Origin of the sequence: Streptomyces sp. NPDC088254, assembly GCF_044740925.1 — a bacterium.
Lineage (GTDB): Bacteria > Actinomycetota > Actinomycetes > Streptomycetales > Streptomycetaceae > Streptomyces.
In genome coordinates this window covers 152,974-168,410 of record NZ_JBIURQ010000001.1, presented here as the reverse complement: position 1 = coordinate 168,410, position 15,437 = coordinate 152,974, and the positions used below count along the sequence as shown (strand labels likewise).

The 15,437-nt window shown below is 73.2% G+C and carries 17 protein-coding genes and 1 riboswitch; of the genes, 10 read left to right on the top strand and 7 right to left on the bottom strand.

The genetic code is table 11. From position 1 onward, the window contains the following. Window positions 1-5: 5 nt before the first annotated feature. From ACIOC0_RS00810 to ACIOC0_RS00795, 4 genes are all read right to left on the bottom strand, one after another. Window positions 6-1,727, bottom strand: coding sequence for an urease subunit alpha (locus ACIOC0_RS00810; RefSeq protein ID WP_402150625.1), 1,722 nt, complete (start codon window positions 1,725-1,727; stop codon window positions 6-8). Further along, window positions 1,720-2,031 (bottom strand): urease subunit beta, encoded by a 312-nt coding sequence (locus ACIOC0_RS00805; protein WP_130439909.1) that lies wholly within the window; start codon window positions 2,029-2,031, stop codon window positions 1,720-1,722. The genes ACIOC0_RS00810 and ACIOC0_RS00805 overlap by 8 nt, the downstream gene beginning before the upstream one ends. A 9-nt stretch (window positions 2,032-2,040) precedes the next feature. Beyond that, a complete protein-coding gene (locus tag ACIOC0_RS00800) occupies window positions 2,041-2,343 on the bottom strand; it encodes an urease subunit gamma (RefSeq protein WP_130439907.1) in 303 nt (100 codons plus the stop codon). A 303-nt stretch (window positions 2,344-2,646) separates the two neighbouring features. Beyond that, the gene (locus tag ACIOC0_RS00795) at window positions 2,647-2,928 is read right to left on the bottom strand and encodes a type II toxin-antitoxin system Phd/YefM family antitoxin (RefSeq protein ID WP_402150622.1); all 282 of its coding nucleotides are present in this window, start codon (window positions 2,926-2,928) and stop codon (window positions 2,647-2,649) included. 62 nt (window positions 2,929-2,990) lie between these two features. Here ACIOC0_RS00795 and ACIOC0_RS00790 point away from each other — a divergent pair, with 62 nt between their 5' ends. From ACIOC0_RS00790 to ACIOC0_RS00780, 3 genes are all read left to right on the top strand, one after another. Then, on the top strand, window positions 2,991-3,617 hold the full coding sequence (locus ACIOC0_RS00790; RefSeq protein ID WP_402150619.1) for an ATP-dependent Clp protease proteolytic subunit: 627 nt from the start codon (window positions 2,991-2,993) through the stop codon (window positions 3,615-3,617). A gap of 7 nt (window positions 3,618-3,624) precedes the next feature. After that, the gene (locus ACIOC0_RS00785; RefSeq protein ID WP_402150617.1) at window positions 3,625-3,930 is read left to right on the top strand and encodes a hypothetical protein; all 306 of its coding nucleotides are present in this window, start codon (window positions 3,625-3,627) and stop codon (window positions 3,928-3,930) included. A 367-nt stretch (window positions 3,931-4,297) separates the two neighbouring features. After that, window positions 4,298-4,489, top strand: a riboswitch (cyclic di-AMP (ydaO/yuaA leader). A gap of 3 nt (window positions 4,490-4,492) precedes the next feature. Next, on the top strand, window positions 4,493-4,966 hold the full coding sequence (locus tag ACIOC0_RS00780; RefSeq protein ID WP_402150614.1) for a C40 family peptidase: 474 nt from the start codon (window positions 4,493-4,495) through the stop codon (window positions 4,964-4,966). A 46-nt stretch (window positions 4,967-5,012) separates the two neighbouring features. On the opposite strand, the gene ACIOC0_RS00775 is transcribed toward ACIOC0_RS00780, so the two are convergent. Then, window positions 5,013-5,471 (bottom strand): ATP-binding protein, encoded by a 459-nt coding sequence (locus tag ACIOC0_RS00775; protein WP_402150612.1) that lies wholly within the window; start codon window positions 5,469-5,471, stop codon window positions 5,013-5,015. A 212-nt stretch (window positions 5,472-5,683) separates the two neighbouring features. Between ACIOC0_RS00775 and ACIOC0_RS00770 the strand changes: the two genes are divergently transcribed. Together ACIOC0_RS00770 and ACIOC0_RS00765 are read left to right on the top strand one after the other, a co-directional pair. After that, complete coding sequence (locus tag ACIOC0_RS00770; protein ID WP_402150610.1) at window positions 5,684-6,544, top strand: helix-turn-helix domain-containing protein; 861 nt, start codon at window positions 5,684-5,686, stop codon at window positions 6,542-6,544. Window positions 6,545-6,553: 9 nt separating this feature from the next. After that, complete coding sequence (locus ACIOC0_RS00765) at window positions 6,554-6,796, top strand: DUF397 domain-containing protein (protein ID WP_402150607.1); 243 nt, start codon at window positions 6,554-6,556, stop codon at window positions 6,794-6,796. 42 nt (window positions 6,797-6,838) lie between these two features. Here ACIOC0_RS00765 and ACIOC0_RS00760 read toward each other — a convergent pair whose 3' ends face one another. Continuing rightward, window positions 6,839-7,966, bottom strand: a complete 1,128-nt coding sequence (locus ACIOC0_RS00760; RefSeq protein WP_402150604.1) for an 8-amino-7-oxononanoate synthase — start codon at window positions 7,964-7,966, stop codon at window positions 6,839-6,841. 148 nt (window positions 7,967-8,114) lie between these two features. On the opposite strand from ACIOC0_RS00760, the gene bioB reads away from it, so the two are divergent. Genes bioB through bioD form a run of 3 tightly spaced genes read left to right on the top strand, consistent with a single transcriptional unit; the run spans window position 8,115 to window position 11,381 of the window. Beyond that, window positions 8,115-9,389 carry a biotin synthase BioB gene (gene bioB, locus ACIOC0_RS00755; protein WP_402150601.1) on the top strand — a complete coding sequence of 425 codons (1,275 nt, stop codon included), beginning with the start codon at window positions 8,115-8,117 and terminating at the stop codon, window positions 9,387-9,389. Continuing rightward, the gene (locus ACIOC0_RS00750) at window positions 9,382-10,662 is read left to right on the top strand and encodes an adenosylmethionine--8-amino-7-oxononanoate transaminase (protein ID WP_402150599.1); all 1,281 of its coding nucleotides are present in this window, start codon (window positions 9,382-9,384) and stop codon (window positions 10,660-10,662) included. Before bioB ends, ACIOC0_RS00750 begins: the two co-directional genes overlap by 8 nt. Before the next feature lie 2 nt (window positions 10,663-10,664). Further along, window positions 10,665-11,381: a dethiobiotin synthase gene (bioD, locus tag ACIOC0_RS00745; RefSeq protein ID WP_402153109.1), complete on the top strand. Its 717-nt coding sequence runs from the start codon at window positions 10,665-10,667 to the stop codon at window positions 11,379-11,381. 17 nt (window positions 11,382-11,398) lie between these two features. Here bioD and ACIOC0_RS00740 read toward each other — a convergent pair whose 3' ends face one another. Next, window positions 11,399-13,588, bottom strand: a complete 2,190-nt coding sequence (locus ACIOC0_RS00740) for a LuxR C-terminal-related transcriptional regulator (RefSeq protein ID WP_402150597.1) — start codon at window positions 13,586-13,588, stop codon at window positions 11,399-11,401. 109 nt (window positions 13,589-13,697) lie between these two features. Here ACIOC0_RS00740 and ACIOC0_RS00735 point away from each other — a divergent pair, with 109 nt between their 5' ends. Both ACIOC0_RS00735 and ACIOC0_RS00730 read left to right on the top strand, forming a co-directional pair. Beyond that, a complete protein-coding gene (locus tag ACIOC0_RS00735) occupies window positions 13,698-14,384 on the top strand; it encodes an esterase/lipase family protein (protein WP_402150594.1) in 687 nt (228 codons plus the stop codon). 210 nt (window positions 14,385-14,594) lie between these two features. Continuing rightward, a complete protein-coding gene (locus tag ACIOC0_RS00730) occupies window positions 14,595-15,434 on the top strand; it encodes an ABC transporter ATP-binding protein (RefSeq protein WP_402150591.1) in 840 nt (279 codons plus the stop codon). Window positions 15,435-15,437 lie beyond the last annotated feature (3 nt).

The window sequence follows — 15,437 nt, the reverse complement described above, 5'->3', positions numbered from 1 at the left end:
CACCGTCAGAAGAGGAAGTAACGCTGTGCCATGGGCAGTTCGGCCGCCGGTGTCGCCTCGACGAGTTCGCCGTCGACGCGCACGGCGAAACTGTCGGGATCCACCTCCACCCGCGGCCGGGCGTCGTTCTCCCGCATGTCCGCCTTGGTGACGCCGCGCGTCGAGTCGATGGCGACGAACCTCTTGCCGAGCTGGAGCCGCTCCGGCAGCCCGTCCTCGATCGCGAGCGGCGCCACGAAGTTGAACGAGTTGGCCGCCGGGGCCCGCCCCGTCGCCCCGTACATCGGCCGGGGCAGGATCGGCTGCGGGGTCGGGATGGAGGCGTTGGCGTCGCCCATCTGCGCGTACGCGATCTGCCCGCCCTTGATGACGAGGTGCGGCTTGACGCCGAAGAACGCGGGCTCCCACAGCACGAGGTCCGCGAGTTTGCCGGTCTCCACCGACCCGATCTCCCGCGCGAGCCCCTGCGCGAGCGCCGGGTTGATCGTGTACTTGGCGACGTAGCGCCGCACCCGCCGGTTGTCGGCGCGCCCGTCGCCGGGCAGCGCGCCCCGCCGCCGCTTCATCACGTGCGCCGTCTGCCAGGTCCGCATGACGACCTCGCCGACCCGTCCCATGGCCTGGGAGTCGGAGGAGATGATCGAGATGGCGCCGAGGTCGTGCAGGACGTCCTCCGCCCCGATCGTCGAGGGGCGGATGCGGGACTCGGCGAAGGCGAGGTCCTCGGGAACCGCCGGGTTGAGGTGGTGGCACACCATCAGCATGTCGAGGTGTTCCTCGGCGGTGTTCACCGTGAACGGCCGTGTCGGGTTGGTCGAACTGGGCAGCACGTGCGGTTCGGAGACGACGGTCATGATGTCCGGCGCGTGCCCGCCGCCCGCGCCCTCGGTGTGGTAGGCGTGGATGCCGCGTCCGGCGATCGCGGCGAGCGTGTCGCCCACGAAACCGGCCTCGTTGAGGGTGTCCGTGTGGATGGCGACCTGGATGCCGGTCCGCTCGGCGACGGTCAGCGAGGCATCGATGACGGCGGGCGTGGACCCCCAGTCCTCGTGCAGCTTCAGGCCCAGCGCCCCTCCCCGGATCTGGGACAGCATCGCCTCGTGCGAGACGGTGTTGCCCTTGCCGAGGAAGCCGATGTTCAGCGGGTACTGCTCCATCGCCTCCAGCATGCGGGCCAGATGCCAGGGGCCCGGCGTCACGGTCGTCGCCTTGGAGCCCTCCGCCGGTCCGGTGCCGCCGCCGACCAGCGTGGTGACGCCCGAGGCCAGGGCCTCGTCGGCGATCTGCGGGCAGATGAAGTGGACGTGCGCGTCGATCGCGCCGGCGGTGAGGATGCGGCCGTTGCCGGCGATGACCTCGGTCTCGGGGCCGATGACCAGCTCGGGGTGCACGCCGTCCATGGTGTCGGGGTTGCCGGCCTTGCCGATGCCGGTGATCCGCCCGTCGCGGATGCCGACGTCGGCCTTGACGATCCCCCAGTGGTCGATCACGACGGCACCGGTGACGACGGTGTCGGGCGTGCCCTCCGCCCGGGTGGCCCGGGACTGGCCCATGGACTCGCGGATGACCTTGCCGCCGCCGAACACCGCCTCGTCGCCGGCGAGTCCGGGCCCGCCGCAGCGGTCCTCCTCGATCTCGACGATCAGATCGGTGTCGGCGAGCCGGATGCGGTCCCCGGTGGTCGGGCCGAACAGGTCGGCGTAGGCGTGGCGTGAGATCTCAGGCATCGAGGGGGCCTCCGGTCTCACCACGCAGACCGGGCACCACTCGGGCGCCGGTGAGCGGCACGAGGGTCACGTCGACGGGCAGGCCGGGCTCGAAGCGCACCGCGGTCCCGGCGGCGACGTTCAGCCGCTTGCCCCGGGCGGCGGCCCGGTCGAACTCCAGGCCGGGGTTGGCCTCGGCGAAGTGGTAGTGGGAGCCCACCTGCACGGGCCGGTCGGCGGTGTTGAGCACGGTGAGCCGGGTGACCTCGCGGCCCTCGTTGTACACGATCGGGTCCTCGCCGAAGAGGATCTCGCCGGGAATCATCAAGCCCCCTCAGACGATCGGGTCGTGGACGGTGACGAGTTTGGTGCCGTCCGGGAAGGTCGCCTCCACCTGGACGTCGTGGATCATCTCGGGCACGCCGTCCATGACGTCGTCGCGGGTGAGGATCTTGCGGCCGGAAGCCATCAACTCGGCGACCGTGCGGCCGTCCCGCGCGCCTTCGAGGATGTGGGAGGTGATGAGGGCCACCGCCTCGGGATGGTTGAGCCTGAGCCCGCGGGCCCGGCGCTTCTCGGCGACGTCGGCCGCCACGTGGATCAGCAGCCTCTCCTGCTCGTGCGGGGTCAGTCGCACCTTCCCACCTCACATCCTCGCTCCGGACCGTGCGGGGCCCGGCTGCCGCGGCCACGGGCGACGCGCCTGGTGGCGTGGAGGGGCAGGCTAGTTGGACCGCGTTTCGCGGACGTTAACCATGCTGTGATCATCCGGCGTCCGGCGTCCGGCGTCCGGCGCACGGCGTCCGGCGCACGGCGCACGGCCGGGTGCGGCGTCCGCGCACGGCCGGGTGCGGCGTCCGGCGCAACGCTCCCCGCGACCTCCGGCGCACGGCCGGGTGCGGCGTCCGGCGCAACGCCCCGCGCGGGGCCGGGCCATGGCTCAGGAAGCGCCCGGCCTCCGGTGTTCCGCGGCGATGCCGAACCGCCGCTGTTCGCCGGGAGCGGACGGCGCCTGGTCGCGGACGGTGGAGACCGAGCTGATCACCTGCTCCTCGGCCGGCGCGTCGAGCGCGTCCAGCCGCTCCAGATCGGCGGCGGAGACCAGGGCGACCAGCGGCTTCCCGTGCCGCGTCACGACGACGCGCTCACCGCCGTACACCACCCGGTTGATCAGGTCGGCGAGTTCGGCCCGGGCTTGTGTCACCGGAATCTCGTAGGCCATGACCCCATTCTAACGTCACGTACATACTGTACGTTCTGTACAGAACAGAAGGAGGGGCACCCATGACCCGACCGCTCGCCCGCCACGTCCTGCCCGAGTTCACCGAACGCACCGGCACCGGGTACATGACCCTGGACCCCTACTCGAAGCTCCTGGAGGGGCGGATCGTCCTGCTGGGGACGCCGGTCGACGACACCGCGGCGAACGACGTGATGGCCCAGCTCATGTACCTGGAGCACCGGGACCCGGATCGCGACGTCTCGCTGTACCTCAATTCCACCGGCGGTTCGTTCAGCGCGATGACGGCCCTCTACGACACGCTCCGGTACGTCGGCTGCGACGTGGCGACCACCTGCCTCGGCCGGGTCGGCGCCCACGCGGCCGTGCTGCTGGCGGCGGGCGCGCCCGGCAAGCGGTACCTGCTGCCGGGGGCCAGGGTGGTGCTCGGCCAGCCGGCGCTGCCGGAGCCGGTGCGGGGGCAGCCCAGCGACCTGGCGATCCAGGCCGAGGAACTGATCCGCACCCGCACCCTGATGGAGGAGCTGCTCGCACGGCACACCGGGCGCAGCCCGCGGCAGGTGGCCGCGGACCTCGAACGGGACCAGATCCTCGACGCGCGGGAGGCCGTGGCGTACGGACTGGCGGACGGGATCGTGCCGGACCGCCGGACCGGCCCGGGCGCGAGGTGAGCCGCCGATGCTGCCCGAACTGCCGCCGCTGCCCGCGCTGACCCGCGCAGAGGCCGAGCTGATCGACGGTTACCTGGCGGCGGTCGACCTGCTCGGCCGCATCAACCCCGCCCGCCACGGGGACACCTACCGTGGGCTGCGCGCGGCCCAGGCGCTCGTGGGCCGGGCGGTGGCGCTGCGGGACGCCCTGACGCTGATGCACCAGCGGGGCGAGCACGAACTGCACGCGCCGACGCTCGCGCGGGCGCTGCGCGTGCTGGACGGGGAGCGCAGGGCGGCGCGCGTCGCGATGCCGCCGCTCTCGGACGGCTGACGGGGTGCCCGCCGGACCCGGACGGGTGGCCCGGCGCGCCCCTCGTCCGGCCCGGAGCCGAAACGGACCAAATGGCGTACGGCTGTTCGGAGGAGTTGTCGCTGCTCCTTATGGACCCTTGCGGTTGCGCGCCGGGACCGCCGAGCGGGAGACGCGAGGGATTCCGGTGCTGGTCGGAGGCTCACAGCGGCCGGACATCTGATCGATCATCAGCTTGTTCACCCGAACAGGTGAGTGGTGAGTAACCCCACAAATACCCGGTTCCGTTGGGATTTTCGGACATCGATAGGCCAAGATCCCTGACTGACGACAAGACCCCGCCACAAGCGGCGGGGCGATCCGCGCGGACGCCGAGTCCTGCCGCCGTTCGGATGACAGGTCGACAGAAGTGCATCGGCAGGAGTGGAGGACCCAAGCACGACGGGTCGCCGGCACGGTCGTCTCCGCACTGGAGGCGCCGGGTCGAGCAGCCCTTGGGGTGAAGCCGCGCGAGCGGCCGGGCAACTTTGTCAGCCCGAATCCGACAGGTCATCCTTCACAGGCGGCTGACGAAGGGTTGCGCATGACTGCGCTCAATCGTGTCCCGTCGCTCATGGCCCGGGCCGGTACGGCCTCGGCGTTCGCCATCGCCGCCGTCGGCGGCTCGATCATGGTTCCGGGCATCGCCGCCGACGCCGCGGCCGCCACGCCGGCGTCGAAGGCACTCCAGGTCGCGGCCTCGAAGAAGGGATCCCCGTACAAGTACGGTGCCACCGGCCCGAACAGGTTCGACTGCTCCGGGCTGACGATGTACTCGTACAAGAAGGCGGGCAAGACGCTGCCCCGTACGGCGGCCCAGCAGTACAACAAGACGCGCCACATCGGGGCGTCCGGCCGCAAGGCCGGAGACCTGGTGTTCTTCCACTCGGGGTCGAACGTCTACCACGTCGGGATCTATGCCGGGAACGGCAAGATCTGGCACTCGCCGAAGACGGGCGACGTGGTGCGGCTCCAGAAGATCTGGACCAAGAGCGTCTGGTACGGCCGGGTCAAGTAGTCCCGCTCTTCGGCCCCCCGCCGGCCGCCAGGGCCTGTCCGGCGCGTCATGCCGCGGGCGCGGGGCTCGGCGGAACCGGTTCCGCCGGGAGGGCCCACGGAAGCTCGATCGACACCGTCTTGCCGCCCTCCCGGGTGGGGCGGACGCGGAGTCTGCCGCCGTGCTCGGCGGTGAGACAGCGGATGATCACCATGCCCCGGCCGTTGTCCTGCTGGACAGCGGCCGGCAGGCGTCTGGGGAAGCGGGGGTGGCTGTCGGTGACGCCGATGCGCAGGCGCTCGTCCCGGTCGAGCACGAGGTCCACCGTGAACGTGGGCGACAGCCCGAAGGTGTGCTGAACGGCGTTGGTGGCCAGTTCGGAGACGATGAGGCGGATGGTGTCGGACACGTCCGCGTCCGCCGGCAGTCCCCACTCCCCGAGGGTGTCGAGTGCGAAGGCGCGGGCCGTGGACACCGAAGCGGGGTCGCTCGGCAGAGTGAGGGAGGCTTCCAGATGGTCTGCCATGGCGACGTCGTCCCTTTCCCACGGGACCGGAGTCCGACACGGTGCGGATGGTTCGAGTACGGTCCCGGACTGGTGCTTCGTCGCCAGAGTGCCATCACCGCCTCACGCCCGGGCGGCGATCCACCAAGAAGTGCATATATCTGTCGCCCGATGCGGTGAACTCTGCTACGGCAGAGCGTATTTGCACGGCCCCCAGGAGTGAGGAGCGCTCCATGCAGCACGGTCCCGCGGTGCGCCGCCGGAAACTGGGCGCGGAACTGCGGGCGTTGCGCACCGGGGCCGGCCTCACGAGCGATGAGGCCGCGCGGCTCGTGGGCTGGCACCAGTCGAAGGTGAGCCGGATCGAGACCGGCTCCAGCGGTGCGAAACCGGCCGATGTGCGCTCACTCCTCGACGCCTACGGCGTGGGCGACCCCCAACTGCGCGAGGTCATGCTCGCGTTGGCCGGCCTGGACGACGGCGCCGGAAGGGACCACTGGTGGCACGCCTACCGGGGTGTCCTTCCGCCCACCTACCGGGACTTCATCAGCCTGGAGTCCCAGGCCCGCGCGATGCGCACACTGGAGACGACCGTGGTCCCGGGCCTGCTCCAGACGGCGGAGTACGCCCGCGCGGTGACCCGGGCCGCCGTGGGGGGAGTTCCGGAGGAGCGGCTGGACACGCTGGTGGAGGTGCGGCTGACCCGGCAGGAGGTGCTGCGGGCCCGTCCGCCGCTGGAGCTGGACGCGGTGCTGGACGAGGCGGTGCTGCGCCGGGAGGTGGGCGGTCCCGAGGTCATGGCACGGCAGCTGGAGCGGCTGATGGAGGCGGCTCGGCTTCCCCAAGTGAGGCTGCAGGTACTGCCGTTCACTGCCGGGGCACATATCGGCGTCACCGGCCCCTTCGTCGTCTTCTCATTTTCGAGCACTTCTGATCTTGACGTGGTTGTTCTCGACCACTTGACGAGTACTCTCTACCTCGAGCGGAAAGAAGACCTCCGGGTCTACACGGAGGCCTTCAACGCCCTTCAGGCGAACGCGCTTTCGCCCGAGGACTCCCTGGAATACATCGCCGCGATAGGTGACGGCGTGTAAGGAGGCACCATGACCGCACTGCCTCGGCACGTACCCTCCAGCACCGAACTCGCCGACCTCTGCTGCCCGGACGGTCTGCGCTGGCTGCGCAGCAGCCACAGCACGGGGGCCAACAACTGCGTGGAGACGGCCCGCCCCCGCTCGGGACCGTGGTCCGGCCTGCTCGCCGTACGCGACTCCAAGGACCCGGACGGTCCCGCCCTGCTGTTCTCCCCCGAGAGCTGGACGGGCTTCACCGCCGCGTTCCGCTGATTCCTTCCCCTTCTCCCCGGCGCACGGCCGTGTCGCACCCGCTCACGGCCGTGTCCCGTCGATCACCCGTACAGCGTGTTCGATCTGCCGCTCGGTGAGGTCCGCGCGGGCGGTCAGCCTCAGACGTGAGACGCCGTCGGGCACGGAGGGAGGACGGAAGCAGCCCACGGCCAGGCCGGCCGTCCGGCAGTCGGCCGCCCAGCGCAGAGCCAGCTCCGGGGACGGGGCCCGCACGGAGACGACCGCGGCGTCCGGACGCACCGCTTCCAGGCCCGCGGCCGTCAGCCGGGCGTGCAGCTCACCCGCGACCGCACGCGCGCGTGCGGCGCGTTCCGGTTCCCGGCGCAGCAGCCGCAGGGCCGCCAGGGCCGCTCCCGCCGCCGCCGGGGCGAGTCCCGTGTCGAAGATGAACGTCCGGGCCGCGTTGACCAGGTGGTCGATCACGCGCGCGGGACCGAGCACGGCCCCGCCCTGACTGCCCAGCGACTTGGACAGCGTCACCGTGACGACCACGTCGTCCGCGCCCGCCAGTCCCGCCGCGTGCGGGGCGCCCCGGCCGCCGTCGCCGAGCACCCCGAGGCCGTGGGCGTCGTCCACGACCAGACCGGCGCCGTGCTCCCGGCACGCGCGCGCGAGGGCGGCCAGCGGGGCCGCGTCGCCGTCGACCGAGAAGACGGTGTCGGAGACGGCGACGGCCGGGCCGTCGTGGGTGCCGAGCGCCTTGCGCACGGCGTCCGGGTCGGCGTGCGCGACGACCTGGGTGACGCCGCGGGCGAGCCGGCAGCCGTCGATGAGCGAGGCGTGGTTGCCCGCATCGGAGACGATCAGCGAGCCGTGCGGTGCCAGCGCGGTGACCGCGGCCAGGTTGGCGGCGTAGCCGGAGGAGAAGACGAGCGCCGCCTCGGCGCCGCAGAACGCGGCGAGTTCGCGCTCCAGTTCGGTGTGCAGCTCGGTGGTGCCGGTGACGAGCCGGGAGCCGGTGGAGCCGCCGCCCCAGGTCCGGGCGGCACGCGCCGCGCCCTCGGTGACCTCGGGATGGCGGGCCAGCCCCAGGTAGTCGTTGCTCGCGAGGTCGAGCAGCGGGGAGTCGGCCGGCCGGGGGCGCAGGGTGCGTACGAGTCCGGCGCGGCGGCGCGACTCCGACTGCTCGTCGATCCAGCCGAACGCCATGGGTCCTCCGGGTCTTTTGTAGGTAGCGGACAGACACTAGCGGCCCGGCCGGTCCCCCATGGTGTGGCAATACCCACACGTCGAAGCGGGTGTGTTGTCCGGTCCCTACCTTGGCCCGGAGCGGGTCGGTAGGACAGGATCGGCTCTCATGGACCTGCTGAACACGCTGGTGGACAAGGGGCTTCGGCGCGAGCTGCCGACCCGCGAGGAAGCGCTGGCCGTGCTGGCCACCTCCGACGACGACCTGCTCGAAGTGGTGGCCGCGGCCGGCAAGGTGCGCCGGCACTGGTTCGGCCGACGGGTGAAGCTCAACTACCTCGTCAACCTGAAGTCGGGGCTGTGCCCCGAGGACTGCTCCTACTGCTCCCAGCGGCTGGGCTCCACGGCCGGGATCCTCAAGTACACCTGGCTCAAGCCAGACGAGGCTTCCGAGGCGGCCGCCGCGGGGCTGGCCGGCGGCGCCAAGCGGGTGTGCCTGGTGGCCTCCGGGCGCGGCCCGACCGACCGGGACGTGGACCGGGTCTCCAAGACGATCCAGGCGATCAAGGAGCAGAACGAGGACGTCGAGGTGTGCGCCTGTCTCGGGCTGCTTTCCGACGGCCAGGCCGAGCGGCTGCGCGAGGCGGGCGCCGACGCCTACAACCACAACCTCAACACCTCCGAGGCCACGTACGGCGAGATCACGAGCACACACACCTACGCCGACCGGGTGGACACCGTCCGCAAGGCGCACGCGGCGGGCCTGTCGGCGTGCTCCGGTCTGATCGCCGGAATGGGCGAGAGCGACGAGGACCTCGTCGACGTGGTGTTCTCGCTGCGTGAGCTGGACGCGGACTCGGTGCCGGTCAACTTCCTCATCCCGTTCGAGGGCACCCCGCTGGCCAAGGAGTGGCACCTCACCCCGCAGCGCTGTCTGCGCATCCTGGCGATGGCGCGGTTCGTGTGCCCGGACGTCGAGGTGCGCATCGCGGGCGGCCGGGAGGTCCATCTGCGGACGATGCAGCCGCTCGCGCTGCACGTGGCCAACTCGATCTTCCTGGGCGACTACCTGACCAGCGAGGGCCAGGCGGGCAAGGCAGACCTGGAGATGATCGCGGACGCCGGGTTCGAGGTGGAGGGCGCGGGCGAGGTCACGCTGCCCGAGCACCGGGTGGCGGCCGGCGGGGGCGGTGGCTGCGGCTCGCACGCCGACGCCGGGGCCGGGTGCGGATCCGCGCAGGGCGCGGGCTGCGGTTCCCACGCCGGCGGCGGTTGCGGCTCGCACGAGGGCGGCGGGGTGTGCGGCTCGCACACGGCCGCCGAGGAGGTCAAGAGCGCGGGCGTCGCGGGGTCCGTCGGCGCGCCGGCGGCCGGCGAGCCCCGTACGGACCTGGTCGCCGTGCGCCGCCGGGGCACCGGGACGGACCTCGCGCCCAATGCCTGAGCTGGGCGTGCCGGAACTGCTGGACCTCGACCGGCGGCATGTGTGGCATCCCTACGGCCCGATGCCCGGCCGGTCCGAACCGCTCGTGGTGGAGTCGGCGAGCGGGGTCCGGCTGCGGCTCGCGGACGGCTCGGGCGAACTGGTCGACGGCATGTCGTCCTGGTGGTCGGCGATCCACGGCTACGGCCACCCGGTGCTGGACGCGGCCGCGCGGGAGCAGTTGGCCCGGATGAGCCACGTCATGTTCGGCGGGCTCACCCACGAGCCCGCCGTACGGCTGGCGAAGCTCCTCGTCGACATGACGCCCGACGGTCTCGAGCACGTCTTCCTGGCCGACTCGGGATCGGTGTCGGTCGAGGTCGCGGCCAAGATGTGCCTGCAGTACTGGCGCTCGCTCGGCCGCCCCGGCAAGCAGCGGCTGCTGACCTGGCGCGGCGGCTACCACGGCGACACCTGGCAGCCGATGTCGGTGTGCGACCCAGACGGCGGGATGCACGACCTGTGGACGGGGGTGCTGCCCCGTCAGGTGTTCGTGGACGCGCCGCCCGCGGAGTACGACGAGGCGTACGCGGAGCGGCTGCGCACCGCGATCGAGCGGCACGCGGACGAGCTGGCCGCGGTGATCGTGGAGCCGGTGGTGCAGGGCGCGGGCGGGATGCGGTTCCACTCCCCCGCGTATCTGCGGGTGCTGCGCGAGGCGTGCGACGCGCACGACGTGCTGCTGGTGTTCGACGAGATCGCGACCGGGTTCGGGCGCACGGGCGCGCTGTTCGCGGCGGAGCACGCGGCGGTGACGCCGGACGTGATGTGCGTGGGCAAGGCGCTGACCGGCGGCTACCTGACGATGGCGGCGGCGCTGTGCACGCCCCGGGTGGCCGACGGCATCTCGCGGGGCGAGGTGCCGGTGCTGGCGCACGGGCCGACGTTCATGGGCAACCCGCTGGCCGCGGCCGTCGCCTGCGCCTCGATCGAGCTGCTGCTCGGGCAGGACTGGCTCGCCGAGGTCCGGCGGATCGAGGCGGGGCTGCGCGAGGGGCTGGCGCCGGCCGCCGCGCTTCCCGGTGTGAAGGACGTCCGGATCCTGGGCGCGATCGGCGTCGTCCAGCTCGACCACGAGGTGGACATGAAGGCCGCCACGGACGCGGCCGTGCGCGAGGGCGTGTGGCTGCGGCCGTTCCGCGACCTCGTCTACACGATGCCGCCGTACGTCACCGGTGACGCGGACGTGGCACGGATCGCGCGCGCGGTGTGCGCCGCGGCGCGGGAGGGATGAGCATGCCGATCCTGGTGATCACGGGGACGGGCACAGAGGTCGGCAAGACCGTCACCACGGCCGCCGTGGCCGCGTCCGCCCGGTCGGCGGGCCGGTCGGTGGCCGTCCTGAAGGCCGCGCAGACCGGTGTGGGGCCACACGAGCGCGGGGACGCCGACGAGGTCGCGCGGCTCGCGGGTCCGGTGACGACGGCTGAACTCGCCCGCTATCCCGACCCGTTGGCGCCGGCGACGGCGGCGCGTCGGGCGGGCCGGCCGGCGGTGCGTCCGCAGGCGATCGCCGAGGCCGCCGCCAAGCTGGCCGCCGAGCACGACCTGGTCCTGGTGGAGGGCGCGGGCGGTCTCCTCGTGCGTTTCGACGAGGCGGGCGCGACGCTGGCCGACGCGGCGGAGCTGCTGCGCGCGCCGGTGCTGGTGGTGGCCTCGCCGGGCCTGGGCACGCTGAACACGACCGAGCTGACCTCCCGTGAACTGCGTTCACGCGGGCTGGAGTTGCTGGGCGTCGTGATCGGCAGTTGGCCCGACTCCCCGGATCTGGCGATGCGGTGCAACGTCACCGACCTCCCGGACGTCGCCGGCGCGCCACTGCTGGGCGTGCTGCCCGGGGGCGCCGGCTCGCTCACGCCCGCCGACTTCCGTACGCGGGCCCCGGGTTGGCTGGCGGCGCGGCTGGACGGAACCTGGGAGGCGGAGGCGTTCCGCAACCGGGCGCAGGCTTAGGGCCCCTCAGTACACGTTCAGGCATTGTGTTCGTCCTCCAGCAGGCGGACCAGTTCGATGCGGGAGCGGATGCCCAGCCGGGTGAAGACGCCGCGCAGGTGGTGGTCGATGGTGCGGGGGCTGAGCGCGAGGGAGGTGGCGATCTCGCGGTTGGTGGCCCCGTCGGCCGCCATGCGGGCGACCCGGAGTTGCTGGGCGGTCAGACGGGGCGTCCGGTTCCGCGGCGGGTGCGCGGTGTCGGCGGGGGCGCCGAGGGCGCGCAGTTCGGCGCGGGCCCGTTCGGCGCAGTGCGGGGCACCGAAGGCCTCGAACGCCTCCCGGGCGCTGTGCAGCCGGTCGCGGGCCTCGGCACGCAGGCGCAGGCGGCGCAGCGCGGCGCCGAACAGGAGTTCCGTGCGGGCCCGTTCGAGGGCTCGGGTGCCCCGGTCGTGGAGGTCGAGGGCGGTGCGGTAGTGCTCGACGCCGTCCGCGCCGGGGGTCAGCAGGGCGTGGCAGCGGGCGCTGAGGGCGAGGTCGTCGGCGCTGCGGACGGCGTGGGCCCAGCGGTCGTAGTCGGCGTGGGCGGCGCGGGCGATCCGGGTGTCCCCGGTGTGGACGGCGGCCTCGACGTAGTGCGGGGTGGCCAGGTGGCGGACGGCTCGGTGTCCGTGGCCGGGTCCGAGGCCGGCGAGGGCGCGCAGCCGTGCGGCGGCGGAGTCGAAGCGGCCGAACCCCAGGTCGAGCAGGGCGAGCGCCCACTGGGCGAGGGCGGCGGGCAGCCCCAGGCCGTGCGCGAGGGCGTACGAGCGGGCGGCGGCGGCCCGGTCCCGGCACACGGCGGCGTCGCCGGCGAGTGCGGCGAACATCGCCAGGGCGGCCTGGAGGTGGCAGGCGCCGTTGTCCTGGCCGGTGGCGTAGGCCTGGCGCAGCGCGTCCAGGGCGGCGGCCTCGGCGGCGCGCAGGCGGCCGGTCCACAGGTCGGCGTGGGCGCGGAACTCCATGGCCTGGGAGACGAGGGGCGTGAGCCCGCGGGCGCGGGCGGCTCCGGCCGCGCGGACGGTGGCGGTGGCGGCGCGGGTGTGGTCGCCGAGCATCAGGGCGGCGATGCCGGCGTGCAGCAGGAGGGTGGGGTCGCCGCCCGGTCCGCACCGACCGGCGGTGGCCTCCAGCAGATCCCGGGCGTCGTCGTAGCGCCCGTCGACGGCGGCGGCGAGTGAGCCGAGGACGCCGGGCGGCTCGATGCCGAGCCGGTGGGCGAGGTGGACGGCCTCGCGGCAGCGGCGCAGATCGCCGGTGTAGACGACGGCTTCGGTGGCGCGGGCGACAAGGTGGCGGGCGTGTTCGCCGGCCCGGTCCGAGGGGCCGTCGGCGGCCCGTGCGGCCCCTTCGGTGAGCGCGTCGAAGGCGTCGCCCGCGTGCCCCGTCCGCAGGGCGAGGACGCCGTCGAGGGCGGGGGTGTCGGTGCGGGCGGCGAGGATGCGGGCGCGGTCACCGTCGCCGGAGTTCCAGGCGTCGGCGGCGGCCCGGGCGAGCAGGCGGGAGCCGGCGTGGGGGGCGGGGGTGAGGTCCGCGGCGCGTTCGGTGAGGACTGCGGACAGGGCGGGTTCCCCTGCGCCACGGGCCTGCGCGGCGGCCGCGGTCAGTTCGGCGGCGAGCCGGGCGCTGGGGCCGAGCGCGGCGGCCGCCCGGTGCCAGGAGCGGCGGGGGGACTCGCCCGCGCCGTGCAGGACGCGGGCGAGCAGTCGGTGGGCGTCGCGCCGGTCGGCCGGTGCGGCGGTCTCGTAGGCGGCGACCCGGGTCCAGGGGTCGGCGAATCCGACGCCGCCGGGGGTGGCGTGGGCGAGTCCGGCGGCCTCCGCGGCCTCCAGCGGACGGGTGTCGAGGCGGGCCGCGGCGACGGCGCGCAGGAAGGCGTGGGTGGCGACCGGGTACTGGTCGGCGGCGGCGAGGAGGAGCAGCAGCCGGGTTCCGTCGGGGAGGGCCCGGACGGCGTGGCGGTACGGGGCGAGCAACTCGGGCAGCAGCGCCGCGGGTTCGGGAGGCAGGGGGTCGGAGCCGGTCAGCTGACCGTCCGTCAGGCGGACGGTGAGGGCGGCGGCGGCGCGCGGGTCACCGTGCACCGAACGCAGGATCCGCACCCGGACCCCTTCGCGGAGAGCGAGGGCCGGGGGCGGTGGTGGCCAAGTGCGGTCAAGGCGTGGGGGGTTCACCGGAGTCACCACACACATCAGGTTACCGACGGGTTATTTGAACCGTAAAGACCGGCGACTTCACCGATGCGGCGCGCGTAGACCCGGCCGGACACTCCTGGCTACCCCACACGTTCCAGGAGGCACCATGCAGCGCTCCCGGCGTCGCATCGCCACGGCCCTGTCGGCCCTGGCCGCATCGCTCCTCGTGTCACTCTCCCTCACCGCTCCCCCGGCGCACGCCGCGGCCCGCAACCCCGTCGTCTTCGTGCACGGCTTCAACGGTTCCGGCGGCAGCTGGAACGCATGGGCGGCCTCCTTCAAGGCCGACGGTTACACGGCGGCCGAGCTGGACGCCTGGTCGTACACCTGGTCCCAGTCGAACGCCACCACGGCACGGCAGTTGGCCACCGAGGTGCAGAACGTGCTGGCGCGGACCGGCGCGAGCAAGGTCGACCTCGTGGTGCACTCCATGGGCGCGCTCAGCTCCCGCTACTACCTCAAGAACCTCGGCGGCACCGCGTACGTCGACGACTTCGTGTCCGTGGCCGGCACCAACCACGGCACCTCGGTCGCCTCGCTGTGCGGGTGGCTGTACACCTCGTGCAACGAGATGCGGACCGGCAGTTCGTTCGTCACCGCGCTCAACTTGGGTGACGAGACGCCGGGAAGCGTCTCCTACGCGGCCTACTGGTCGAACTGCGACGCGGCGATCGACCCGGACGACTCGGCGCTGCTGAGCGGGGCGACCAACGTCGGCGTCGGCTGTGTCTCGCACACCGACATGAACAGCGACCCGGGCGTGTACGCGCAGGTGCGCGCTTTCATCCAGTAGGGGGAGCACGGCGACAGCACGGGCGCGGCGGACCCACGCGGGCGGAAGTCCCGGCGGGTCCGCCGCGCCCGTGCTGTCGCCGTCGGACCGGGGTGCTGAAAGCCGGACCCGAGGCGCGGTGAGCCGGAAAACCGTTCCAGGTGTGGACCCGGTCACATTAGGCTCGGCCGGACAGGAACGTCTGCACGTCCACGCGAGCGAGGAGGCACCTTGTCCACACCTGCTGCGGAGCACGCCCCCGGTCTGGCCTCGGCCCACGACGTGGCGGCCCGCGCCCGCGGGCTGACCAAGGCCTACGGCTCCGGCGAGACGACCGTGCTCGCCCTGGACTCGGTGGACGTGGACGTCGTGCGCGGCCGCTTCACCGCGGTCATGGGCCCGTCGGGTTCCGGGAAGTCCACGCTGATGCACTGCCTGGCCGGGCTGGACAGCGTCTCGGCCGGTCAGGTGTGGCTGGGTGACACCGAGATCACCGGCCTGAAGGACCGGGAGCTGACCCGGCTGCGCCGGGACCGGATCGGCTTCATGTTCCAGTCGTTCAACCTGATCCCGACGCTGAACGCGGCCGAGAACATCACCCTGCCCATGGACATCGCCGGGCAGAAGCCCGACCGGGAGTGGCTGGACCAGGTGATCGACACACTCGGGCTGCGGGACCGCCTGAAGCACCGGCCGTCCCAACTGTCCGGCGGCCAGCAGCAGCGCGTGGCCTGCGCGCGGGCGCTCGCCTCCCGCCCCGAGCTGATCTTCGCGGACGAGCCGACCGGCAACCTGGACTCGCGGGCCGGCCTGGAGGTCCTGGCGTTCCTGCGGGAGGCCGTCGACGACCTCGGCCAGACCGTCGTCATGGTCACCCACGACCCGGGCGCCGCCGCCCACTCCGACCTGGTGCTCTTCCTCGCGGACGGGCGGATCGTGGACGAGATGCAGCATCCGAGCGCCGAGGCCGTGCTGGAGCGCATGCGCCTGTTCGCCGGGGGGAACACCGCCCGCGCCGCCGAGGGGGACGGCGTCGCCGTCCGGGCCGGCGAGCCCGCCGGGGAGGACTGACCC